Source organism: Thermogutta sp. (assembly GCF_014359955.1).
Lineage (GTDB): Bacteria > Planctomycetota > Planctomycetia > Pirellulales > Thermoguttaceae > Thermogutta.
Genome location: NZ_JACIYL010000008.1, coordinates 1 through 20,678, shown reverse-complemented (window position 1 = coordinate 20,678; position 20,678 = coordinate 1). Strand labels below are relative to the sequence as shown.

The following is a 20,678-nucleotide window of genomic DNA, read 5'->3' as shown; positions in this document are numbered from 1 at the left end:
TGGATAGACGATTGGCTCTTTGAACGGCCAGCCATATTTCTGGAGCCGCTGAAAGAAGGCCCGCAAGCGATCTGGGCGCCGCTTCAGGTTGATGACGTAGACGCGGTCAACGAAATCTTTCAGATCTATCTGACTCATAGGCCCTTTCCAGCAAGCAAGGCGTCAAGCGTCCTCAGTAAACGTGGAACAATCCTCATCTGTATGGCAATAATCAATTCGGCCTTTTCTGGATCGAATCGCAGACGCGGAGCGTTGTCTCGCAGGCGATCCCGGAGTGTTGCAATCAAATCGCACTCATCTCCGCCACGTTCCCGGTTCGTTATGATGTCTGCCACGGCCGGAACAATCGACAACTGATCTTGCACCAGTGCGTCAGCAATTTCACGCATAAGTGCGGAGCGTGCGGTGAGACCACCACGTATTTGTTGTTTGCACTGTTCAAGAGTTTGAGCATCGAGCCACTGGGCCATATCTGTGCTCCTAAACTTGACATGGGATGCTCACGGTCACAAGCGCTTCATTTGCGTTCGTGAGAATCTCCCATTCATTAAAGGATGCCCCGAATTGCCCGTAATAAGTGAACGGTTTCCAGACTGAAAGAGCCTCGATATAGACATTGTCTCCATATCGCTTGATGTAAAAGTAACATCGCATCTTGCCCGTGGAGAGATCCAACTCAACCCAGGCCTGCTGGCTGTAGGGGCCAGACCAGGTGAATTTGTAGTAGCTGGGAGACGATTGCGACTTTGTCAAAGTGTGGCTGACATCGTATCGGTAGTACGTTTGTCCCAGGTAGTACCACCACGATTCATTGGTGGTGATTTGATTTGCAGGCACGCAATAACCTGCACTCGACGATGATGAGGATGACGAAGATGATGAGGATGCAGATGTACTCGGCAGGGTACCGCTGCTGGCACTGGCGGACGTGCTGGAACTGGAGCCGCTTGTCGTACTAGCGCTGGACGCCGAGGAACTGAACGACGCGGAGCTAGTGGAGCTGATGGCGCTTCCAGAACTCGGCGGTGGTGGCGGCGGTGGAGCCGACCCGGATCCGGACGCCGATGCAGAACCCTGGCTAACCGAGCCACTCGGAGAGGAGCTTGTGGCACTGGCCGAGCTGCTGGACAATCCACTGACCGAACTGCCTGGCGAAGGACTGACCGAACCACTGCCCGATACACTCGGAGAACTGCTCACTGAACCGCTTGCTGACAGGCTTGCGGATGCCGATGGCGAACCACTGGATGATCCCGACGGGCTGACGGAAGCTGATCCGCTCCCTGAAACACTTGGAGAGCCACTAACGGAACCCGACACACTGGCGGACAGCGACCCTGAAAGACTGGCGGATAGCAACCCGCTCGGTGAAGCCGAAGGACTTCCCGACAGACTGGCCGAGGGCGACCCGCTTTCGGACAGCGAACCACTTTGTGACGCGGACAGGCTGGCTGATGGAGAGCCGCTCGCAGACCCAGAGGGACTGGCTGACGCACTTAGCGAACCGCTCACGGACCCTGAAACGCTGACCGACAGCGACTCCGAAAGGCTGACGGAAGGCGATCCACTCAGCGAGTCAGAGAGGCTCTCGGACAAGCTCGCCGAGCTTGCCATGCTTTCACTTACGGAAGACCAACTTTTCGCGGATCCCCAGCTCATTCTGCCCTCGGATCGCTGGGATATGCGGAGTTGATAAACGCTTCGTTAGCGAGGAACTGTTCGCGCGTCCTCCGCGGGAACCGCTTGCCCGCGAAGCCGCGACGAATTCCCGTTAGCCGAATTACCAGCCGCACGGCGTGCTCCGGGTCCTGCTCAGCGAACCGCAGGCGAACGCGGTCTGTCACGGCACGTGCACCGACAGCAATTGGCTTATCGCACGCGATGCCGCACACTTCGATCGTTCCGCGTTCGCACACCTCGACGAACCGCGGGTCGATGGCTATCTCGTGATCTTCCTGCGGCACCTGCACAATCATGACGTCATCGAACCGCACCTCCGGCATCTCGTGAATGAAGAGGGCCACGTAGCCCGTGGGCGACCAGGAAGCTGGCACGATGGCGGACGATTTGTCCGAACCCGACCACGACGGTTGGCTTTCCGACGGTGGTGCGCTGCTTTCGCTCGGCTGGCTGCTCTCGGACGGAGCGCTTGATTGACTCGGCGCACTCGATTCGCTCGGGGCGGACGATGACTGCGACGGAAGGCTTTCTGATGATTGCGACGGCGGACCCGACGATGATGGCGGCTGGCTATCGCTCATACTGCTGCCTTCGAGGCAGTGCTTGAGAAAGAACACGCTCCAATGCTGCCTATCCGCCATCCAGCGGCACAGGACGACGGTGCCAGCCGGGGCGTAATAGCCGCGATCGTCCTGGAGTGACCACCGCCATGCCGTCACGACGCCGAAGTCGTCGGTGACGTCCATCGTGTCTCCGTCCCGGGTCGTCGCCGATGCGGTACTACAACCGTAGAGGTTTTGGTCTAGAACGCACTCGATAAAGTTCTCATACGCGTCGATGACGATCCATCGCGATGAGGCGGGGTCATACCATGCGTGAGCCCGTTTCACTCCAATCGGGATTTCGCTGCCGTTGGGGACAGACGCCGGCCATGGCCGCCAAACCCCGACGATCGCTCCCTCATATCTTGGAACGGCCCAGCCGCCCGCATGCGAAAACCCGATCAACTTCGCTGGCGCGTACAGGAACAGTTGCGTTCCGACAGTGCGCGCGACCCACTTCGTCTCGACAAACTCCACAAGTGCAACGTAGGTCTCCGGCCTGCGTGCGACGAGTGTTCCTGCGGATGTCTCTATGCTGTCCCCGTCAGCGCGAGTCCCCTTTGCTGCGGCATCCGCAAGATACTGGATGTCGCTTGCGGTGATCGGTTTGCCTTTGCGAGGGCTCGGTTTCGGCATCGGTGATTATGCCTCGTATATAAGCACAAACAGTTCGCAACCAGCCTGGGTTGCCACAGCGCCGAGCGTCAGGCCCGGTTTTACAGGAAAGACGCCGAATTGGCCGGGTTGCAGCGACATGAGCGACCGTTGCGTGCCATCATTGAATCCGAAGTCGATGGTCCCCGACGCGCCGACGTTTTTGACGAAGGCGTATCCAGGGGACGCGAGATCACTCAGCGGTATCGTGACCACCGTCGTTCCGACCGTCTTTGAGACGGCCATCACTTTGCTTCCCGTGCGAGTGACGTCAACCGTGTCGGTGAAGTCGGCGCGAAACTTTTCTGCGTCGTCGTGTCGAAACGCCAGGTCAATCGTGATCATCGTTCACCTCACATGAACATCCACTTGAAACTCGTCGGCTCGTAGCGTTTTCCAGGACCGCTTCCTGTCTCGACGATGACCTCCTTCCAGCCATCGTGCCTGAGCTCGTGATTCCAACCGTACACGTGTCCGCCGACGACGATGCCGCGATAGATAAAGTTGCAAGTCACCGCCCAGCGGACAGGGAAGTCGAGGTCAAGGGTGTTCTCCATAGCCAAGTTGTAGCTCTCAAAAAGGAGCGTCTCCGGGGGCTTGCCGAGGAACGGATGGCTGTTCACTTTTCCAACCATCTTGTCGAGTTCCTTGGCCCGCAGGATCAGGACATTATGCCAAACGACCGTGATTTTTTGCTGCGGCACGTAGTACCTGGCGGCTGCTGATGTCGGACCGGGAACAGGCTCGTCGGGATAACCGTTGGGGTTATCCGCCCACTTTGCCGCTCCTTCGACGAACATAAACTCACCACCGCTTTCGAGTTTCAGCTCGAGCCACGTGCCGGGGCGCCGCGGTGGAAGATCAATCCCCTGAGGCCAAATAGCAATCGCTTGACCATTGACACCATAGGTCACCTGAATCCTGGCCGCGTCATAACCAATGACGCTACGCCCGGGGTCTCGGGGAGTGATTGATTTAGTAGCCTCCCCGAGCAGCGGCGAAATCTGGAGTGCTATGGGGTATGCCCACCTCGCCACAGGATGAGGGCGGTTGGCTATGTAACGGACAAAAAGATGCCAGGTCGCGGCGGGGCCGACGAAGACACGGTCGATGCGAGCGATCGAAGTCGCGTCATAACTGACGGTATTCGAACCCGACACCTCGACGTAGCCGAACAACGTGTTAGCCATAGGTCGCTACGATCGGTTGATCCACTTTGACTTTCAGTGCGCCGCCTTCCGCCGCTGTCGCAAGCTTTTGAACCGCTTCGGCTGTTTTTTGGGCCAACTCCACCTGACGTTTCTGCATTTCGTCAAGGGCACGCCGCTGCATTTCACTTGCGAGCTGGGCAAAACCATAGAACCCGGACATAGCCTGCCCAACTGCACCTGTACCGGCACCACCGCCAACTCCGGCTACGGCAGCCACTGGAGCAGCCACTTTTTCGGGAGATGCTACTTCAGGTATTTCGAGAGGTTCTGCTTCAGGTACTTCGGGAGATTCTTCTTCAGGCACTTTCCCAGCCGCTTCCTTTCCCGCTTCAGCTACTTGCGAGGTCGCTTTACGCCACTTGTCGTTCCACAAGCGTGTCAAGCGATCTAATTCTGGTGTTGAATCCTTCACGGCGGCAGATACAAACTGCGGCCACTGTTTGATACTCGACTTGAAACCTTCTGTAAGAGGACGCCAACGGAATTCCCACCGCCCCGTTTTGATGAACGTCCAAAAGGCGTTCCATAACCGGGTCAAGTTGTTGAACAGGTTCGTGACCGTGGTCGTCGTAAAGTTGTAGATGTCCGTGAAAACCGCCCGCCAATTGTCCAGCAGCCACCGCACCAATATACCGATGTTATTGCCGAACGCCTCGATATACGCCCACGCATTCGACAAAGCCAAATTAACCCGCTCGTAGATAATCCCCCAGGCGATATCCCAGTTCTCGTAGACGAAGCTGATCCATTGCCTGACACCCGCCGCCCACTCGCCGATTCGGGCCAAGGTGTCCCCGGCCCAGGCGAGAATCCCTTTGACGTTAAACACGGCGATGAGCATGCCGCCTATCTCGCCCAGGGCGGTCTTGAAATTACCGGTGACCGTACTCCATAACCCGGCGGTCGTCTTGCTCAGCCGCTCCATACCGCCGGCGAACTGGCCACCTTCTCCGGTCAAGCGGTTCAGGGCCTGCTGGACTTCAGCGAAGCCGACTTTGCCCTCCGAAACGAGTTCCCTGACCTGGCTCTCGGCGACGCCGAACACGTTGGCGAGCTCGCGGGTGATAGGGATCCCTCTCGACTGGAAGCTCTCCAGCGTCTCCGTCGTTAGTCTGCCTCCCTGCTGGATTTTTCCGTAAATCGCCGCCAGATCTCCGAGATTGGCACCCGAGAGGGCGGCGATGTCACCAAGCTGCCGCATCGTGGGGATGATGTTCTCGGCGGCTGTCCCATAAGCGAGGAGTTGCTTGGCGACGTCGGCGAGCTCCATCTGTTCGAATGGAGTCGCCGCCGCGAATTTGTTGATTTCCTCCATCATCTGCTTGGCCTTGCTGCTGCTGCCAAGCAGGACCTCGAACGACGTGGAGAGGGTTTCCATCTGCGTAGCGAGACCGACCGCCGACCTGATCGCCGAGCCGATCGAGGAAGCGATCCCCATCCCGATGCTTATGCCCATCCCCTGTAGGACGCTCTGCATCGCGGAGCCAATTTTTTTGAACGTTTTCTGGGTTTTTGATTCGGTCTCGTCTAGCGACGAACGGACACGGGCGATGTCGGAAGTTACCGCATCGATCCCGGAAGCTCGGAACAGGATTACTTGTTCGGCCAGAACACTCATCGCCGTAATGCCCTTCGCGAGACGTATTCTCCGTAGTCGAGGGTCACGTAATGTTCATCGGGACCGATCGCCCCTTGTAAGATTCGCAACTGGTAGGCCGTTAACCGGAGTACCTGTTCTGGAGTCCAACCGAACTCATAGGCTGCCCAACGGAAGAGGGCCGGCCAGTTCATCCGCTTCACGCTGGGTGCCTCTCTTCCGTCGGGCCAGTCGAGTTTTTTAACCCGCCCTCGACGATCTGCGCGATCTGGTGTTGGAGTTCATCGATAGGAACGTCTCCGAACTCACGCAGGAGCAGCTCCCTGACACTTTGCAGGGTCGGGAACTCGGCCGCATGGTGGCGCTGGAGACAGACGAACCACTGCATGACGACCTGCTCGAATGGCGGGAGCCTCGCGATGTCATCGAGCGTGATCGCACACCGCTGCGACGCGACCCGATGGGCCTGCTCCCAAAAAACAGCTCTCTGATCAGGTGGCAATTTCGCTGCGACCGCCACCGCCTTCTCAAGCACGTCGTTCGTCTCCTGCACAAGCTGCGACTCGAGCGCCGCCCAGGCCCCCAACGTCGGTGTGGACAGCGTGAGGTCCTTCCCGCCAACGTGGATTGTTCTCTCCAAAATTCCCGCGACGCGTGCAAGGCCGTCCATAGTTCACCCGCTCAGGTAATGGTCCACTCGTCGCTTCCCTCGAAGTCCACGCTGTACTTGATAATCTCACCGGTGTCGGGAACCACTGTCACGCTCACCTTTTTGACGATCGCCGAGCCGGAGTATGTTTTGCCGCCCGTGCCCTGCGTCAACGTAAGCGACACTTCAGTCCCGGCATCCGGGATGTTCGCCGAGTCAACGGCTTCGAACGAACCTTTCACGTCGATGACACCCGCGACGGCTTTTTTCCAGCCGCCGCTCCCATATTTCGACACCTCCGCCTCGATGTCCAAAGTCCAGCGGAGGATCTCGATCTGATTCGTTCCGATCGTGACCGTTCCGTTTTTTCCTGAAAGCACCGCCATGTCTTACACCTCCTGGACCTGAAATGTGACCGTCGCCCTCGCCGTCCACCGCTCCTGCCGCGGGCCCTCGTCACGCGCAACGGCGAAATCTTCGAGGCGTCCGCGGATGGCAACAAAGTCGTCGCTGGTAAAACCTCCATCGGCGAGCCTGGTAAAGACCCGCCGCGCTCCCTCAGCATTGGTGACGTCCATGCCCGTTGCCTCGAGCTCAACCTCCAAAAGCGGATAGGCCGAGAGGGAGGACGTCTCACCGGGGCGGAGCCGCCACGACACAACCGCAAGGCAGGGTCCGGCGTAACCGGCCGGCGGCGCCACAGCGACAACCCAGTTTAAATGCTCTTGGGTTACGATTACCTCGAGCTCATTCTTGATAGCCTCGAGCGTCGTCATGGCAGCCGTAGCGTTCGCAGGACGCCTTCTGTTTCCTTGAGGGCACGCACAAGCCAAGGTCTAGCCGCGATTCGCGATGTGCCCAGTTCCAAATAGGCCATGTAGGCCGCACTCTTTCTCACTCCGAGTCTCGTCATCAGTTGGGCCTGGTGTTCCTCAATGGCAACGTTCTTCCGGCCGTGACCAGTCCGAACCTGTGGCGGCTGTCCTGGATTACTGCCTGCGTACTCCGTGTATTGGCTGCCCTTTTTGCCCTTGCTCGTGCTTCGCGTTCGCACCCTGCGTATCCGCTTTGCAGGCTTCGACACGAGGACGATCGCCCGATTGCGGACAATGTTTGTGGCCGTCACAACCATCTGCCACGCCGCCTTTTTGAGCTGGTCGTCCACGCGATCGTTGAATGTGAGTGAGGTGGTGATACTGATCATGTTGCGGCTTGTCGGATGTGCCAATCGGTCTCTAAACCATCTATCGACTCTGCCTGGGCTTCGGCGATCATTCTGTTCAGTGTGTCAATCTGTTCCACAAGCAAGCGTTCGTACTCGTCCCATCGCACGTCAGGAGTGCCCTGGCGTGCCGCGAGCTCGGCGGCATAACGATCACGTGCGGCTTTGAGATCGTCGATGTAGCCCATGATCAGCCACGCAGTGCTCATCCTCCAAGCCACGCAGCAATCGCCTGGGCCGCCAGCAGGATGGTAAACCCGGCGACCCCGGTACTAATCCACAGAATCGCGGACACTTTCGTACACAGGCCTGTGTCGCCGTTGCCGTACAGGGTGCGTTCAATCCGCTCAATCGCCCGACTGTGGGCGTCGTAAATCGTGCGGATCTCAGCAATCCCTGACTGAATATCAACAAGCCTTTGTTCGAACTTCGCCCAGCGGTCGTCCGTCACCTACCAGTCTCCTTGTGGATCCACGATTCCGCGGACGGCCCAACCGTCCGTAAATGGTGTAGCTTTGAAATAACTCTCCGGCACCACGGCAAAGCCATTCTGGCCCCAGCTTTTGCCCCACGAGTTGGCCACTTTAATTCCCCAGGTTTTTCTTTCGCGGTGATACAACAGGCCCACACCGCACATGGCATGCCCGCCGCCCCCGCCCCGATAGTCGGCCAGCCAGCCGTCCTCGCCGACCCGGAAGTTCCAGCCGACAAGGATCCCAAGATTGACGGGGAACCCCAAGAGCAGGGCGGAAGCCAGGTGATTGAAGCTGGGACAATCCCAGGCCTCCAGAATACGAAACTTCTGGGCCTCCTCCTTCCAACTTGCCGGCCAGTACCGCTGCCGCCACTGGAGTTCGGGAACCGTTTGGGCGGTGCAGACGCCTTCCTTCTCGAGCGTCTGAATGGCGTCAGAAAGATAAGACCCGCCATCGACACCGCCGTTGATTCGCCCATACAAATTTCCTGGACTGAGCTTCACGTAGGGCAACCCGGCCTGGGCCCGCAAAACATGGAGCGTCTGGATCGAGGCAAAGGCGTTGCAGGCGTTTGTTCGGTCCTGGTCGAGGATCTCGGGAACAAGATGTGAAAAATCGACTTCCGCCCATTGGTCCCGGGAAATCAGTTTGATTTCGGGACGGCCGGGATCAGCACCTAACACCGGATATAGAGCACCAGGATGCAAGAGTCGAGGTTTGCATCCTAGGTGATACTGCTTGCCGTCGATGACGATCGTAAGATCACTCACCGGAAGATCCTCCATCGTCTCACGGGGGCCGTGGGAGCCGTGGGAACGGGACACTGCCCGGTCGGACAGGCCTCGCCCGGGGTAGCGCTTGGCTTTTGAGCTCCCTGATCACTCGCTGGCGGCTGGGGCTGTAAGACCCGGTCAGGGACCCCCGGCTCTTTTTCGGGGGTCCCCACCGGCAATCCGTAACGCGAGAGAAGGGAGGCAAAAGACGAGCGATCGGAAGGGGCCGCACCCGCATAGAGTTCCTTACCGTCCTGGATTATGAAAACGCGCGGCAAACCCGCCGCCTTGGCCGCCGCAATGTAGGCTGCAAGATCCGCGGGCGGTTTTCCGGTCTCGTCCACGACATCCGCATCCACGACTCTCAGCGACCACCGGGCCGCCTGAATCGCGTTGCGAATCGCTTGGTCGATGATCGCCGCGGCCTGGCTCGGTGTCCGCTCCGAGGATTCTTCGATCCACAGGACTTGTTTCGGGCCCGGTACCGGCTGCGGTTGCGGATTCGGTTGAGGGCCAGGCTCAGGCTGCGGGCCTGGCTCCGGATTGGGAGGTGTCGGCTGCGGTGCGGGCGGCCAGGCGAAATCTTCAACGATGAGTCGGCCGTCAACGACGGCCGCCACGAGGACCCTCTCGTTGAGGACGACCCACTTCTGTTGATCGGCCACGGCCTTGACGGTGAGCTGATCACCACCGGTGGCCTGGAACTGGAGCTCGCCCGCTAGACAGGCGGGAGCACAAAGCGATAAGACGATCCCGAATATCGCGGCTCTCATCGGCCAGGTCCTCACCTGTCTGGTCATTCTTTCTCTTTGGACTCCGCCTCCATGGCGGCGGCCTTGCCGATGATCAACGGCAGGAGGATCGCGGCGACATCAGCCGCCTCGCGGGCGATAATGATCGCCTCACGGAGGGTGATCCGCCCATCCTCGAGGGCGTCCTGGATAACCTGTTTCAGCTCTTGAATTTGTTTGACGAGGTCCATGACAAAGTCTCCTCTGTGTCATATCAATCAGCTCGGAGTATTCTTGGCCCACACACGCGGTTCGACGACCATGGGGATTCCGCTCTCAGAGGCATCGAACTGCACAAGGATGTCGGCTCGACGCTGGCTCGCGCTATCGCGAGTCTCCGTCACTTCGAGCGGCCAGGCCTGAACGTACCGGAACGCCTGGAGGAGATCGCCGTAGAACCAGGTTCCTGCAGCCGTCGCTTGGCTCACCCCCGCCGCGACCTGCTCACTGTAGAGCAGGGTCGAGACGACAGGCTGGATGCCCATGTTGGCAAGTGGATTGGCGGAGGCGACGACGTTGCTCGTTCCTGTACGCACCTCTGTGGCGTTGAGGATCCGGTTTGCGGTCGTGCGGAGCTGCGGAGGCACAAGGATGAACCGCGACGACAGCATCGGCGGCAAGTTGGTGCCGGGAAGCGTGTTCGACAGGAACAGATTCTCCGCGTCGTCGATGTCCGTCCAGTCCGCAAGCGGGTTGGCTTGCTGGTTGACCCAGCGCCCCGTCGTCAGGAACAGGTTCGATGTCGCCTCGCTGCTATCCGTCTTGCGTTTCTCGATGACGCAGTTACTCACCAGTCCGGCCACGAACTGCGTGAGCACCCGTTCCTTCTCGAGGGCGATCATCTCGCCGACTCGGCGGGCCGCGTCGAGGACCTGGCCTGTCTCGTCGAAGAGGACCGTTTCGCGGGTGATGTTGATGCAGGCTCCCCGCTTCTTGATCGGCAGGCTCTTCGCGTATTCGGTCGCCATGCCCACCGCAGGTTTGTCAACACCCTCTTCGTATTCGAGCGACTTGCCGTCGGCCAAGGGCAACGTGAAGCTGGGGATGCGGTTGTCACGTGACCGGGCCTGCACCACCCGCACGAGTCGGCTCAGCGGGGTGTCGGGAAGCTGGTAGCCCTCGAGCACGGCCGCATAGACAACACGCTGAGTGATTGCCGCGAACGCGCTGCTGGAGACGACGTCAGACTCGACGAGTCGACCACTCGCCCAGACTTCGACCATGTCGTGCCCTAAGGGCTCGCCATCGACCATGACGAAGTACGCGGCCAAGTCCCGAATTGAGAACTCGTCCGGCTTGAGGCCACCGGGCTTCCCTTCCAAGCCGCGCCGCAACGCTTCCTGGATATCTTCGAAACACTGCCGGGGATCGCTCTTGAAGTGCTTGTAGATCTCTCGTGCCTTGATCATGGTCCCTCTCCTAGCTCATGAGCTTGCTTCGGATTCTGACAACGACCGCTTGCTGAGCGGATGGCTTCAACTCAAGCACTCGTCCGATAATTTCCGCGGCCGTAGTTGTTTTTATTACGGTCTGGTCTGCAACGGCCGAGCCATTGCCGATGGCGACACCATCAGTCACGTCGTACTCCGCACCGCTAGGGCAGGCAAACAGGAAGTCACCGTCCGTGGCAACGAGCACGTACCCCGTCGTGTCCGCATCATGGGCACTGAGGGCCACGCCTACGAAAGTCGCCGCGAAATTGGCCTTCTTGGTGGCGTAGTCCGCCCCACTTACCGTTTCCGCATTACGGACGGCATTGTTCGTGGCATCCCAATAGAGTAGATCACCGATCTCAATGGCATCGGCCGCGTACTTGGGCAGGGCAATAGTCCGCGGCTCTCCGCGGATCAGTCGGAACGTGTTCGCCATGGTCAAATCCTCCAGCTTGCTACGAGAGACTCCAGGTCCCGTTCACCGGCTCGTGGGCGACCGGCCGGCGCCGACATCGGCCGCCGGTCCTTGAGCAGGCCCTTGAATTCGTTGATCGCCTTCTTCCGCTTCTCGGCATCCTCGACCGTCAGCAGCAGCTCCCGGAGGGACTCCGGAATGTCGTCCAGGGCGAGGGATGCCTCTTTGAGCTCCTTTGTCACTGTCTCGATGTGCTGATAGCGCTTGAGCTCGGCGGCTAGTTTGTCGCGTTCCGCCTTGATGGCGATGAGCTCTTGCTGCACTTCCGTCTGGGCCTGAATGGCCTCAACCAGGTCTGGTCGGGCCTCTTTCAGTTCAGCCAGGGTGAGCTTAGCCAGGTCCATGTCACGTGACTCCTTCATCTTGAGGACTTCATCCGGATCGATTCCGAATTTACGGGCCGCGTCCCGCGCCCGCTGGAGTGCCAATTCACGGTGGTGCGGGGCGAGTTTCCTGTTGTTGGCGATGGCGACCAGCGACCGCCGCACCGCCGCGGGCGTGTGGATCGGGAAGTACCGCTTGTGGAGCGGATAAGTCTTGTCGCGAATCTTCACGCCTCCCGGCAGCACGATCGCAAAAGCGTCGTCGGGAAGCGAATCAGGGTCATCGATCCCACCATCACCCCGATCATCCGCAGTGCCATCGTCGCTTTTTGCGTTATCTGCTTGAGGTTCGGTAGCCATAACGGCGTCCACGGCACCCTCGTAGAGCGAACGTGTTGTAGCAGGCTCTGCCACAAGATCGACACTACGAACGGATTCAATCGCCTCTACGACGACCTTGCCGTTGCGGACGGCCGTCTTGCCTCGCGCATCATGCGACAACCCCACATTCTCGGGAGCGTGTTCGGCATCCCAGAAGAGCTGTTCCGCAAGCGGGTGTTTGGGGTTGACGACCAGATCGGCATAAAGACCGTCATGACCGACTCGCACATTGACGAGCTTGCCGATTCGGTCGCGGTAGCTCCGGAGCTGTGATCCCGACACGTGATCGACGTTGACGGGCTTGCCTTCGTACAGGGCAGCAGCCCGCTGGAGGGCCTCCGGGAGATAGACCCGGCCGTTAGCCGACTCCAAGCCCAGCACTTTCACGCCGTAAATGACACCGCGCTCGCGGTCCACCCGCAGCGGTCCCGACGATGCCGTGTACTCCAGGAGGGGCGTGGCATCCTGCCGGGCCTCCACGCTCGCCCCTTCCCGGAGCACCGGAGGGAGGTCGTCATCTGAGGCGTCGGGGTGGACTTTCTTCCACGCCGCCCGCACACGGGCCTTCACCTTGGGCAGGTCTTCCCGCGGGATCTCCACGCGGTTGCCGCGGAACCCGCCTGGACTGAGGGCCGCGACGGCCATGCCAACTTGCCGTGGCGTTTCCTTCTTCTCCGGGTCCTCCCACAGTCGCAACTTCCAGGTGCTCGGTTTCTCCGGATCTGGCACGTAGGCATAGGCCTCGGCGGGAAACTCCATTCCGTTTTCGGTCTTAACGGGCTTCCGTTCTGCCATGGCGTCATGCCAAATAAAAAAGGGACCAGATGCAATACCTAAGAGCGGCTGTACGCCGTCATCGGTATGGCACCTGGTCCCTAGTCCCGATTAGCTCGGTCTGGCGACTGGTTGCCTATCTGCCCTAATTATCCGACATTTTCTCTATGTGTCAAGTTCCCGGCACCTCAGATCTTTTCCCGTCCGTCCAGTCGCCTGTGGACGTGGGTGATCTGGCCAGCCTCGAAGACGACCTGGAGTTGGATTGAACCGAAGAGTCGGATCGCCTCGGCTTCGCGACAGAGTTCATCAAGCCGCTGGTGGGCCAGTTTCAAGAGCGACTGATTAACCTCATTCACCGAAGCTGCCGCTTCCGGCTTCCGTTCCGCTGTGGTCTCGCGCTTACCCATCTACGGCTCCATTCCCTCGTTCAACTACCGTTTGCGAAGGTATTTGCGGTACTGATCCCACAAGAACTCGGGAATATCCTGCAGGCACTCGTCGATCCAAGATTCGGGATAGTCTTCGGGGATTGGCCCACAGTCATGCATCGAAACGACACGCCCTCCGAGCTTTTCCGCCACCTTCGTGATGTGGATTGCCGCGGCTATCGTCAGGTCTTGATGGAGACATTTGAGGCGTCTGGCAATCTGCCGAATGATTGCTTCGAGCAATGGATCTTCGGATCGCCAGCAGTACTCCCAGCCGCCGCCGGCACGCGACGGGTCAAAGTCGGCGCGTATACCGTTAACCTCGATGACTCCTCGGGGATGGATCATGGCACCGTATCCCTCAACACGTCGATTAACAAGTCGAACAATTCCGGATAGTCGCTCGCAAACGACACAGGAGTGAGTGCTAAACTCTCCGCGGACTGCGTCAAAACTTCTTTCGGCTCCCTCGTCTGACGGTCTACCTTACCAGCATACTTGCCGTCCATTGGCCACCGCCTATCGTCCGTTCGTTTCACATAATACTCATCTTCATTGTAACCTGCACCCAGAGGTTCTGGCTGTGCCCCTTCCGTCCAGGAATCAAACATTTTCCGAATATGCTTCTTTTTCTCCGATGACAAGACCATCTCGATATAGTGCACGAGTTCATGCACGTACCGTCCCCAATCATGCTCATGGTGCACGGACACAACGTTAGTACGAGGGTCGTACTTACCACGGTGATCAGTGGGATCTGCTCGAACTGTAACGGCACTTAGCATTACATCGTTCGCAACCGTGCGCGAGGTAATCCCCTCGATGAATCTCACAGCACGCGCGAGATTGCTACGCATACCTTCGGTCAAACTCTCATCGGCCACCACTTGAAGAGTAGCCCTCATCTTCTCCGGAAGGAACAATGCTTCCTCGATTGCCTGCTCGAACTGCCGCGTCTGAAGATCATGCATGGCGGCTAAGAGTTCCCTTTTCCGTGGTTCCGGAAGTTCGCTCTCCGAGATCGTTCGCTCTATATCTACGAGCTTGGCTGCTCGCTTTCGCCAATCCATAACTCGGCGAGTGAGCTCTTCGCGGACTTCCTTGGCCTTATGCACCGTCGCCATCCACTTGAGCCGCCGTCTTTCCTCCAGGCGATCCGGACGAAACACAGCTTCGGCCTCTGCATAGATATACGCCTTGAGCCGCTCGACGGCCCCAGGCTCTCCACTTGCAACTCCACGTAGCGCGAACGGCAGTGACCGGAGTGGCTGCGTCCATCCCGCGGGAACTACCTGCCGGTATGCCATCCGCTGTTTGACCAGCATGGCCTCAACTTGGAGCCGCCGCGCCTGCCGCTGCTCCGCATCCTCGTTCGATAACTGCGAGATACTGAGGAGCGATCCGTCCGGGGCAAGAAAGTCGATCCATTCCGGATCCCGTTTCAAGAGCTTCGCCATCACCTGGTACCGCCTCGTCCCGACAGCCATCATCCGTTCTTTGGTCGATGCCAGCTCCCACCAATCCATGTAACTGCCCGGGTCAGGGATGAGCCTTTTCGTCTCAGCCTGGAAGGCAGCGCGGACGTCGGGACTCTTCTGAAGGACGTCGGGCGGCCTGAGCACTGGGATCGTCATGCACCGACAATTCGGTTCGTCTGGCAAGTCGGGCAAAGGGTTACCCTCATCGTCTCGATAGACTCCATCCGCACCCTTCCAGTAGATCCGCCCATGGCGGGCCGCATGATGCGGCCGGGTCCACTCGTCCATGACGGCGATGATCTGCTGGCCCTGAACCATGTCGCCGAGCTGGTCGGCCACGGCCAGATTGGCCCGCTCGGCCACCCGACAGGCCTCCGTCCTCGCAATCCGCATGCTCTTGTAGGCCAGGCCGTCGGCTAGCGGACGGAGCCGCCGCTCGAGCTCCTGGTAGTTCTCTCCTGCGGCCAATCCCTGGGTGAGCTGCGTCAGCATTGCGGCCCGTGTCTGCTCGCCCCAGTAACGGAGCCTCTCATCCCACGACCTGCCCCCTGGAGGGGCTGCCGTCAACCACCTGAACACCTGCTGCCTCGAAGGCGGAGGAAACAACAGCCGCTTGACCGCTGTTTCCAGCTCAGATCGCGGGACGCCCTCCAGTTCGTACCGCGCGACGATCGTCGCCTCCTGCTGGCGGCCGGAATCGGCCAGTGCCGCTAACCATTCCTTCGGCAGGGCACCCAGCAAAGCCTCAACGGCGCTCTCCCAGGCTCTCCTCCCGAATCCCTGCACCTGGTCGAGCATCTCGTCAACTAGGCGGAGCACAGTGGCATCGAGCTTATCGTTGAGGAGCTTGAGGTTGAAGCCCTGTGTCTCGATGGCCGCGGTCGCCGCCTTTTCGGCAAGGGTGCGTGCCAGGCGGCCGATCTCGTCGGCAAGTTTCTGGGCCCGCACGACCTCGGTCGCCTGCCGCCTGTGGAAGGCAGCCGCCAGCCGCGATTGCACCTGCTGGACGCTTACATTACTCATTCGCCTGGTCGATCAGCTCTTTCTCTTGCTTGTAGTCGTAGCCGTGCCGTGCGGCGATCGCCTGCGGGGAGACAATCCCCATCGTGTAGAGGATCTGATCCGCCTGGGCCTCCTGGAGCCGGTTCCGGCTTTGCACGATCGGAGCCTCGGCGTCGATGATGATCTGCTGGGTCACACCCGCCGGCAACCGCCCAGCTTGTTCAGCTAGACGGAGGGCCCGCATGATGACCTCGCAGTCCCACCAGATCGTCTGCGACTGGAGCCGCTCAAACATTTTCACGGCCGGTCCCTCGGCCACCATCGTCGAGGCATAATTCGCGTTCGAGGCGTCGCCGCTGAGCATGTACTCTGGCATGGCGAGCCGGGCTGCGATGGCCCGCAGTTCGGCCTGGATGGCATCGACGTACCTGGCGACGTTGATCCCTTCGGCTGGGAATTTCAGTTCTACGCCCGGCGGGACGTCGATGATCGCCCCCGGGGGAAACTTCTCATAGGTCTGCGGCTGATTCCGCTGTTGCTCTGTTTGGGCGGCCGCGTTCATCCTCGCCACGAACTGCTGGACGCTGCCGACCTGGGCAGCCCCGTGCATCCGCACGATGGCCACCGCCGCCTGGATCGAGGCCACGGTTGTCATGTTGCGGAGTAGTTTCCAGACGCGACGGAGATTCGCTCGCACGCCGAAGAGAGTCGGCAAGCCCCGCGGCATCGTGAAGTCGACGTTCAGCTTGCGGTGTTGGACCTCCTCGGCGGGGACGCGCTCCCAGGCGTCGAGCTTGATCGGATCCCAGCGGACCCAGTAGCCACGCACGGTCTCGGCGTCTCGTTCGTCGGTGATGACGCCGCAGAGGGCCTTCTCGCCGGGTGGCGTCGCCACCTGCTCAGGCTCGATGTAGCGGACGACCAGACGGCCCCCGACGTCGAAGAATCGGAGAAACACCTCACCATCCCGGTCCAGTCGGATCTGGTTCTCCAATTGGCGGTGCTGCCACAGGTTCGTCTCTAGGAATTCGGTCACTTCGCGGTCGATCGCCTCGAGGACCTCAGGGGAAATCTCCGCCTTAGGTTTCGGCCGCACGGTGTAGCGGTGACCTGATCCGACCACGTAGCTCGCCCGATTCTCAAGGGCGCTCAGTGCGAACGGATGGTGCGTCGCGAACCAGCGGGATTCATTGCGAATCCGCTCCAGGTCGTGGTCGTTCTTGTACGGTGGCCAGGAAGTTGTGATCAGGCTGAGAAACTCGCTCCAGGCCGGGTCGTCCTCGTTGAGCCATTCGAGGATCCGTTCCATGCGTTCCAGGTCATTCGGCATAGTGCCCTCCTGACGTCTCAATGATCAATCGGATCGCCATCTCCAGAGCATCAGGACCATCGTCGTGCTGGCCCTGGGGAAACTCTTGCAATTGTTGCAGAAGCAGCCGACCGCCGGGATTATCGACGATCCGCAGCTCGCGCCTAATGATGTACGGTCCTAGCCGCCGGATCCTCAAGAGTTTGTGCGTCGTGTTCTTGATCTGGAAGACCGGCCACTTGGCCCCGAACTGGCCGCCGCTGGCCCGCTCGAACTCATGCACCAGGAGTTCCTGAAACTGATTGGCCTCGAAACCGACCAGGTCCGGCTTATATCGGTCGCACATGGCGAGGACGTCCCGGACGAGCTTCCACGGTGGCCGGCGCTGCAAATCGGCGTCGATCCACACGAGCCCGTCACAGACGGCCACGAGGACGATCGCCGAGTAGTCGCCCTGCTTGTCGCTCTTGCCGAGGCTCGGGTCGACGGCCAGGGCCGACACGAGCCACCGATCCCGTGGCGGCAACCGATCGACCAGGACCCAGTCGCCCCAGTGTTCGGCCGGCCAGTCGACTCCGGCCAGATCAACGAACTCGGCTTCGAGCTCCTGTCTTGCCAGGAGCTCGGTCGTCTGCTGGGCCACGCGGTCCACGAAATCGACCGGGAGAAACGGATTATCCGTTGTGCGACTGCGGACGATCCGCACGCCCGGTCGGGGACTGCCGAAAACCTCATAGGTCCAGTGGCTCTTTCCCTTGGGCGTGAAGGTGCACGCCAGCCAGGCACCGGCCGTCTCGCGCAGCGTCAGAAGCACGACGTCGTACACGTCCCGCGGGGTGAGCGATGCCTCGTCGATCCAGGCCCCGGCCACGTTCAGCCCACGCAAGCGGTCCGGCTGATCGGCCGAGCGGAACAGCACCACTGCCCCATTGCCCAGGATCACCGCCAGGCGGCTGCGGATCGTGTCGCGGAGGAAACGGAGGCGCCGTGCCATCCCCAGGAACACCGGCCAGCAGATGTCGCGGAGCATCGTGTAGGTGGGGGCCACGACGAGGTAAGTCCTGCCTGGTTCGGCCAGCTTGCAGAGCCGGTAGGCCCCAACCCAGGTCTTGCCGGCCCCACGTCCGCCGACGAAGCCAACGATCGGCTCTCTGGCGTCTGCGAATTCAGCCTGGGCCGGTGTCAGCTCGACTGGTAACGATCCTTTCCACGACCCTGAGTTCCTCGCCACTGTGGGTGACATCCTGCCGATCCCGCTGGTCCAGATACTGCTTGCCAAGCCAGATGAGCATGGGCACGTTGCCCTTCCTCGCCAGCTCGATTTGTTTCCGGCGGAGCGATTTCTTTAAGCGGGTCCTTCCTCGGTCAAGTGCCGCGCGACAGCGACGTCGCAAGAGGTTTTCCGACACCTCCAAGAGGGTGGCGATCTCCCGGTCCGTGCAGCCAATAGCTGCGAGACGCTCAACAAGTTTCTCGTCAACTGCTTTGCGCTGTCTCGCCATTCGGAGCCGTCTGTTTTAGACTTCCGCGGTGCATTTTTTATGGGCCGTCTATTTCCCATCCCTCTTTCTTAAATTCTAAAGCACGTCCCTCAGCGTTGGGACACTTCGACAATGACTTTTCCGTTTTCAACTGGTTCCGCGAATGCCGCGTGGACTTCCCGAATTTGAACGTCATCTTGGATGATTCCGCCGCCCTGAAGTGCATCGAAAATCGCTTTTAGGACGTTATCGAGATCGCGTTTTCGCTGGTCCGGAGGATGAATTCTGAGAGAAACAGAAACCGGCCCAGAAAATCGGCCCAACCCGAAGAGGTATCTCTTCACGAATAGCAAATCCCAGACGGCTTGGCGGTACCGCCGTCCTTCCTTCGACAGGACCATACGTCCGTTCACGTTTCTCCAGTATCGGTTGACGGATGGGGGATAAGGGAGATCGATCGTCAGTCGTTGATCGGCCATCTCACTCCTCGTGAGGCAAGTAATCGTCGTACAGACCGTCCCAGCCTACGTCACGCGGATGGAAGCAGTCCTCGCCAGCCTCGACCCGGGCCCGCAGAATCTCGATCTTCCTCACCGTTCCGGGAAGCCACATCGTTGGACTCGACGGCGTCCCGCCCTGCTTCGATTGGACTTTCATGCGCTGCGCCCTGCGGCACGCACGTGAGCAAAAAGCACTGTGCCTGTTCCTATGGGGAAGAATGGCCCCGCAGTGCTTGCAGTACAGAACGTCACTTTCACTGACAGCATGCATCATTCCGGTACCCTCATTGCTTCCGAAAGTGCGTTCACTATCGCGAGAGCCTCTCGGCCTGCTTCCGAACGCCCGATCCGACGCACGGTTGTCGGTGCGTACTCGCACGGAATGAGGGCTGGCCGGTCCTCAGGCCTGTTGCGGTACCCCAACAGCGTGTTCTGCCGCTCGAACTCCCCAGCCAGGGGGAGAGCCGCCTCCGGACTCACCCCGACCTTGCAATAGGCCGCGTAGGTCCTGAGAAACTCCTGCCGGAGCCACTTCTCTTCCTCACCGCCACAACGCTCGCAAAACCGCTGCCAGCCGCCCAGGCTGCGGATCGTCGCCGTGATGGCCGCATCCTCGAATTGCACGCTGTGGTACCAGCCGTAATTTTCGACGGCTCGGACGGCGGTCTCCCATGCCAGAACCGCCTGATCTTCCGGTTTGAGCCCACCTGCCAGCTCACGGAGTTCCGCGGGCGTCGGCATGAACCTGCACGTCTGCAGGGCACGCTTGGCGGCCGCTTCGATTTCGTCGATCGTCAGCCCCTCCAGGCCTATCTCGTAGGCGGTGAGGACCGCGGGCGTGATCGGCCGATTGAAGGCGGCTCCCAAAGCGTTCATCACGATGGCAAACCGTTCCGCATCAGTTGGCATGCTGCTGCTCCTTTTGGGCAAGCCAAAGCCGGGTCGCTTCCAGGTTGCGCCTTTCCAAGTCGCTTACCAGTGGATTCGGTGGCGCTCGCGATGCGGATCGCCTGCCATCTGCAGCACGGCTCAACCAGTTGAACAGGAACCGGCGCATTCCCTTCGCCGTTTTTCGGCGATCCGGATTCGCGAGAATCCACTCATAGGCCTTGCGGATCTCGTACACCACGTCCACTGTGGAAAAGGCTTCCTGAAGCGAAAAAAACACCTCCCGCGTGACCCTCCACTCTTTGGTCGGCCCATCACATGGGAATGTGAGGCGTGCGACTTCCTCTGGCACGTCGCGGTCCTTATCCGTCGGAGGCGGCAGCGAGTCGGCTGTGCCGATCTCGCTGCAAAATTTCGTCTCGCCGCAATCATATAATCCAGATTCACCACTACCCTGTGGTTTAACCGAAGAGATAGATTCTTGATTAGGTAAAGTTTTTCCAATGGAAGAAGTTGAAGTTGAAGATGAAGATGAAGGGGTTGGGTTT

Annotated in this window: 30 protein-coding genes; 1 reads left to right on the top strand and 29 read right to left on the bottom strand. The window is 59.8% G+C overall.

The window, feature by feature from the left end:
* Positions 1–134: 134 nt before the first annotated feature.
* Positions 135–470 (bottom strand): hypothetical protein, encoded by a 336-nt coding sequence (locus tag H5U08_RS00735; RefSeq protein ID WP_297029144.1) that lies wholly within the window; start codon positions 468–470, stop codon positions 135–137.
* A 10-nt stretch (positions 471–480) separates the two neighbouring features.
* A complete protein-coding gene (locus tag H5U08_RS00730) occupies positions 481–837 on the bottom strand; it encodes a hypothetical protein (protein ID WP_297029143.1) in 357 nt (118 codons plus the stop codon).
* Between the two features lie 91 nt (positions 838–928).
* Between H5U08_RS00730 and H5U08_RS00725 the strand changes: the two genes are divergently transcribed.
* Positions 929–1,693: a hypothetical protein gene (locus H5U08_RS00725; RefSeq protein ID WP_297029142.1), complete on the top strand. Its 765-nt coding sequence runs from the start codon at positions 929–931 to the stop codon at positions 1,691–1,693.
* On the opposite strand, the gene H5U08_RS00720 is transcribed toward H5U08_RS00725, so the two are convergent.
* From H5U08_RS00720 to H5U08_RS00590, 27 genes are all read right to left on the bottom strand, one after another.
* Positions 1,656–2,918: a hypothetical protein gene (locus tag H5U08_RS00720; RefSeq protein WP_297029141.1), complete on the bottom strand. Its 1,263-nt coding sequence runs from the start codon at positions 2,916–2,918 to the stop codon at positions 1,656–1,658. The two genes, H5U08_RS00725 and H5U08_RS00720, sit on opposite strands and share 38 nt — an antisense overlap.
* Positions 2,919–2,924: 6 nt before the next feature.
* Positions 2,925–3,281, bottom strand: a complete 357-nt coding sequence (locus tag H5U08_RS00715) for a hypothetical protein (RefSeq protein ID WP_297029139.1) — start codon at positions 3,279–3,281, stop codon at positions 2,925–2,927.
* An 8-nt stretch (positions 3,282–3,289) separates the two neighbouring features.
* On the bottom strand, positions 3,290–4,126 hold the full coding sequence (locus H5U08_RS00710; protein ID WP_297029137.1) for a hypothetical protein: 837 nt from the start codon (positions 4,124–4,126) through the stop codon (positions 3,290–3,292).
* Complete coding sequence (locus H5U08_RS00705) at positions 4,119–5,603, bottom strand: tape measure protein (RefSeq protein ID WP_297029136.1); 1,485 nt, start codon at positions 5,601–5,603, stop codon at positions 4,119–4,121. Before H5U08_RS00705 ends, H5U08_RS00710 begins: the two co-directional genes overlap by 8 nt.
* 158 nt (positions 5,604–5,761) lie before the next feature.
* Entirely contained in the window at positions 5,762–5,947 is a 186-nt protein-coding gene (locus tag H5U08_RS00700; RefSeq protein ID WP_297029135.1) for a hypothetical protein, read from the bottom strand.
* Complete coding sequence (locus tag H5U08_RS00695; RefSeq protein WP_297029133.1) at positions 5,944–6,414, bottom strand: hypothetical protein; 471 nt, start codon at positions 6,412–6,414, stop codon at positions 5,944–5,946. The genes H5U08_RS00700 and H5U08_RS00695 overlap by 4 nt, the downstream gene beginning before the upstream one ends.
* An 11-nt stretch (positions 6,415–6,425) precedes the next feature.
* Positions 6,426–6,779, bottom strand: a complete 354-nt coding sequence (locus H5U08_RS00690; protein WP_297029131.1) for a hypothetical protein — start codon at positions 6,777–6,779, stop codon at positions 6,426–6,428.
* A gap of 3 nt (positions 6,780–6,782) precedes the next feature.
* Complete coding sequence (locus H5U08_RS00685; RefSeq protein ID WP_297029129.1) at positions 6,783–7,169, bottom strand: hypothetical protein; 387 nt, start codon at positions 7,167–7,169, stop codon at positions 6,783–6,785.
* Positions 7,166–7,597: a hypothetical protein gene (locus H5U08_RS00680; RefSeq protein ID WP_297029128.1), complete on the bottom strand. Its 432-nt coding sequence runs from the start codon at positions 7,595–7,597 to the stop codon at positions 7,166–7,168. Before H5U08_RS00680 ends, H5U08_RS00685 begins: the two co-directional genes overlap by 4 nt.
* Positions 7,594–7,824 (bottom strand): hypothetical protein, encoded by a 231-nt coding sequence (locus H5U08_RS00675; protein WP_297029126.1) that lies wholly within the window; start codon positions 7,822–7,824, stop codon positions 7,594–7,596. Before H5U08_RS00675 ends, H5U08_RS00680 begins: the two co-directional genes overlap by 4 nt.
* Entirely contained in the window at positions 7,821–8,066 is a 246-nt protein-coding gene (locus H5U08_RS00670; RefSeq protein WP_297029125.1) for a hypothetical protein, read from the bottom strand. The genes H5U08_RS00675 and H5U08_RS00670 overlap by 4 nt, the downstream gene beginning before the upstream one ends.
* Positions 8,067–8,861 carry a C1 family peptidase gene (locus tag H5U08_RS00665; protein ID WP_297029123.1) on the bottom strand — a complete coding sequence of 265 codons (795 nt, stop codon included), beginning with the start codon at positions 8,859–8,861 and terminating at the stop codon, positions 8,067–8,069.
* Positions 8,858–9,637: a hypothetical protein gene (locus H5U08_RS00660; RefSeq protein WP_297029121.1), complete on the bottom strand. Its 780-nt coding sequence runs from the start codon at positions 9,635–9,637 to the stop codon at positions 8,858–8,860. The genes H5U08_RS00665 and H5U08_RS00660 overlap by 4 nt, the downstream gene beginning before the upstream one ends.
* A gap of 23 nt (positions 9,638–9,660) precedes the next feature.
* On the bottom strand, positions 9,661–9,846 hold the full coding sequence (locus tag H5U08_RS00655) for a hypothetical protein (RefSeq protein WP_297029119.1): 186 nt from the start codon (positions 9,844–9,846) through the stop codon (positions 9,661–9,663).
* A gap of 27 nt (positions 9,847–9,873) precedes the next feature.
* Positions 9,874–11,064, bottom strand: a complete 1,191-nt coding sequence (locus H5U08_RS00650) for a hypothetical protein (RefSeq protein ID WP_297029117.1) — start codon at positions 11,062–11,064, stop codon at positions 9,874–9,876.
* 10 nt (positions 11,065–11,074) lie between these two features.
* Positions 11,075–11,524 (bottom strand): capsid cement protein, encoded by a 450-nt coding sequence (locus H5U08_RS00645; RefSeq protein WP_297029115.1) that lies wholly within the window; start codon positions 11,522–11,524, stop codon positions 11,075–11,077.
* Between the two features lie 2 nt (positions 11,525–11,526).
* A complete protein-coding gene (locus H5U08_RS00640) occupies positions 11,527–13,062 on the bottom strand; it encodes a hypothetical protein (RefSeq protein ID WP_297029113.1) in 1,536 nt (511 codons plus the stop codon).
* Between the two features lie 167 nt (positions 13,063–13,229).
* Positions 13,230–13,451, bottom strand: a complete 222-nt coding sequence (locus H5U08_RS00635) for a hypothetical protein (protein WP_297029111.1) — start codon at positions 13,449–13,451, stop codon at positions 13,230–13,232.
* A gap of 24 nt (positions 13,452–13,475) precedes the next feature.
* Positions 13,476–13,820, bottom strand: coding sequence for a hypothetical protein (locus H5U08_RS00630; RefSeq protein ID WP_297029110.1), 345 nt, complete (start codon positions 13,818–13,820; stop codon positions 13,476–13,478).
* Positions 13,817–15,973, bottom strand: coding sequence for a phage minor head protein (locus H5U08_RS00625; protein WP_297029108.1), 2,157 nt, complete (start codon positions 15,971–15,973; stop codon positions 13,817–13,819). The genes H5U08_RS00630 and H5U08_RS00625 overlap by 4 nt, the downstream gene beginning before the upstream one ends.
* Positions 15,966–17,282: a phage portal protein gene (locus H5U08_RS00620; RefSeq protein WP_297029106.1), complete on the bottom strand. Its 1,317-nt coding sequence runs from the start codon at positions 17,280–17,282 to the stop codon at positions 15,966–15,968. Before H5U08_RS00620 ends, H5U08_RS00625 begins: the two co-directional genes overlap by 8 nt.
* Positions 17,272–18,492 carry a phage terminase large subunit gene (locus H5U08_RS00615; protein WP_297029104.1) on the bottom strand — a complete coding sequence of 407 codons (1,221 nt, stop codon included), beginning with the start codon at positions 18,490–18,492 and terminating at the stop codon, positions 17,272–17,274. Before H5U08_RS00615 ends, H5U08_RS00620 begins: the two co-directional genes overlap by 11 nt.
* On the bottom strand, positions 18,428–18,763 hold the full coding sequence (locus tag H5U08_RS00610) for a hypothetical protein (protein ID WP_297029102.1): 336 nt from the start codon (positions 18,761–18,763) through the stop codon (positions 18,428–18,430). Before H5U08_RS00610 ends, H5U08_RS00615 begins: the two co-directional genes overlap by 65 nt.
* Positions 18,764–18,852: 89 nt before the next feature.
* The gene (locus H5U08_RS00605; protein WP_297029100.1) at positions 18,853–19,221 is read right to left on the bottom strand and encodes a RusA family crossover junction endodeoxyribonuclease; all 369 of its coding nucleotides are present in this window, start codon (positions 19,219–19,221) and stop codon (positions 18,853–18,855) included.
* A 1-nt stretch (position 19,222) separates the two neighbouring features.
* Positions 19,223–19,399, bottom strand: a complete 177-nt coding sequence (locus tag H5U08_RS00600; protein WP_297029098.1) for a hypothetical protein — start codon at positions 19,397–19,399, stop codon at positions 19,223–19,225.
* Between the two features lie 113 nt (positions 19,400–19,512).
* Entirely contained in the window at positions 19,513–20,151 is a 639-nt protein-coding gene (locus H5U08_RS00595) for a DUF6475 domain-containing protein (RefSeq protein ID WP_297029096.1), read from the bottom strand.
* Positions 20,141–20,678: hypothetical protein (locus H5U08_RS00590; RefSeq protein ID WP_297029094.1), on the bottom strand; the 538-nt coding region annotated here is incomplete at its 5' end. The genes H5U08_RS00595 and H5U08_RS00590, both read right to left, overlap by 11 nt.

Excerpts from the sequence above, each read along its gene's own strand:
- H5U08_RS00735 (WP_297029144.1), bottom strand. The coding sequence starts at position 470 with ATGGCCCAGTGGCTCGATGCTCAAACTCTTGAACAGTGCAAACAACAA.
- H5U08_RS00720 (WP_297029141.1), bottom strand. The coding sequence starts at position 2,918 with ATGCCGAAACCGAGCCCTCGCAAAGGCAAACCGATCACCGCAAGCGAC.
- H5U08_RS00715 (WP_297029139.1), bottom strand. The coding sequence starts at position 3,281 with ATGATCACGATTGACCTGGCGTTTCGACACGACGACGCAGAAAAGTTT.
- H5U08_RS00710 (WP_297029137.1), bottom strand. The coding sequence starts at position 4,126 with ATGGCTAACACGTTGTTCGGCTACGTCGAGGTGTCGGGTTCGAATACC.
- H5U08_RS00705 (WP_297029136.1), bottom strand. The coding sequence starts at position 5,603 with ATGGGCATAAGCATCGGGATGGGGATCGCTTCCTCGATCGGCTCGGCG.
- H5U08_RS00695 (WP_297029133.1), bottom strand. The coding sequence starts at position 6,414 with ATGGACGGCCTTGCACGCGTCGCGGGAATTTTGGAGAGAACAATCCAC.
- H5U08_RS00690 (WP_297029131.1), bottom strand. The coding sequence starts at position 6,779 with ATGGCGGTGCTTTCAGGAAAAAACGGAACGGTCACGATCGGAACGAAT.
- H5U08_RS00685 (WP_297029129.1), bottom strand. The coding sequence starts at position 7,169 with ATGACGACGCTCGAGGCTATCAAGAATGAGCTCGAGGTAATCGTAACC.
- H5U08_RS00680 (WP_297029128.1), bottom strand. The coding sequence starts at position 7,597 with ATGATCAGTATCACCACCTCACTCACATTCAACGATCGCGTGGACGAC.
- H5U08_RS00675 (WP_297029126.1), bottom strand. The coding sequence starts at position 7,824 with ATGAGCACTGCGTGGCTGATCATGGGCTACATCGACGATCTCAAAGCC.
- H5U08_RS00660 (WP_297029121.1), bottom strand. The coding sequence starts at position 9,637 with ATGAGAGCCGCGATATTCGGGATCGTCTTATCGCTTTGTGCTCCCGCC.
- H5U08_RS00655 (WP_297029119.1), bottom strand. The coding sequence starts at position 9,846 with ATGGACCTCGTCAAACAAATTCAAGAGCTGAAACAGGTTATCCAGGAC.
- H5U08_RS00650 (WP_297029117.1), bottom strand. The coding sequence starts at position 11,064 with ATGATCAAGGCACGAGAGATCTACAAGCACTTCAAGAGCGATCCCCGG.
- H5U08_RS00645 (WP_297029115.1), bottom strand. The coding sequence starts at position 11,524 with ATGGCGAACACGTTCCGACTGATCCGCGGAGAGCCGCGGACTATTGCC.
- H5U08_RS00640 (WP_297029113.1), bottom strand. The coding sequence starts at position 13,062 with ATGGCAGAACGGAAGCCCGTTAAGACCGAAAACGGAATGGAGTTTCCC.
- H5U08_RS00635 (WP_297029111.1), bottom strand. The coding sequence starts at position 13,451 with ATGGGTAAGCGCGAGACCACAGCGGAACGGAAGCCGGAAGCGGCAGCT.
- H5U08_RS00630 (WP_297029110.1), bottom strand. The coding sequence starts at position 13,820 with ATGATCCATCCCCGAGGAGTCATCGAGGTTAACGGTATACGCGCCGAC.
- H5U08_RS00625 (WP_297029108.1), bottom strand. The coding sequence starts at position 15,973 with ATGAGTAATGTAAGCGTCCAGCAGGTGCAATCGCGGCTGGCGGCTGCC.
- H5U08_RS00620 (WP_297029106.1), bottom strand. The coding sequence starts at position 17,282 with ATGCCGAATGACCTGGAACGCATGGAACGGATCCTCGAATGGCTCAAC.
- H5U08_RS00610 (WP_297029102.1), bottom strand. The coding sequence starts at position 18,763 with ATGGCGAGACAGCGCAAAGCAGTTGACGAGAAACTTGTTGAGCGTCTC.
- H5U08_RS00605 (WP_297029100.1), bottom strand. The coding sequence starts at position 19,221 with ATGGCCGATCAACGACTGACGATCGATCTCCCTTATCCCCCATCCGTC.
- H5U08_RS00600 (WP_297029098.1), bottom strand. The coding sequence starts at position 19,399 with ATGAAAGTCCAATCGAAGCAGGGCGGGACGCCGTCGAGTCCAACGATG.
- H5U08_RS00595 (WP_297029096.1), bottom strand. The coding sequence starts at position 20,151 with ATGCCAACTGATGCGGAACGGTTTGCCATCGTGATGAACGCTTTGGGA.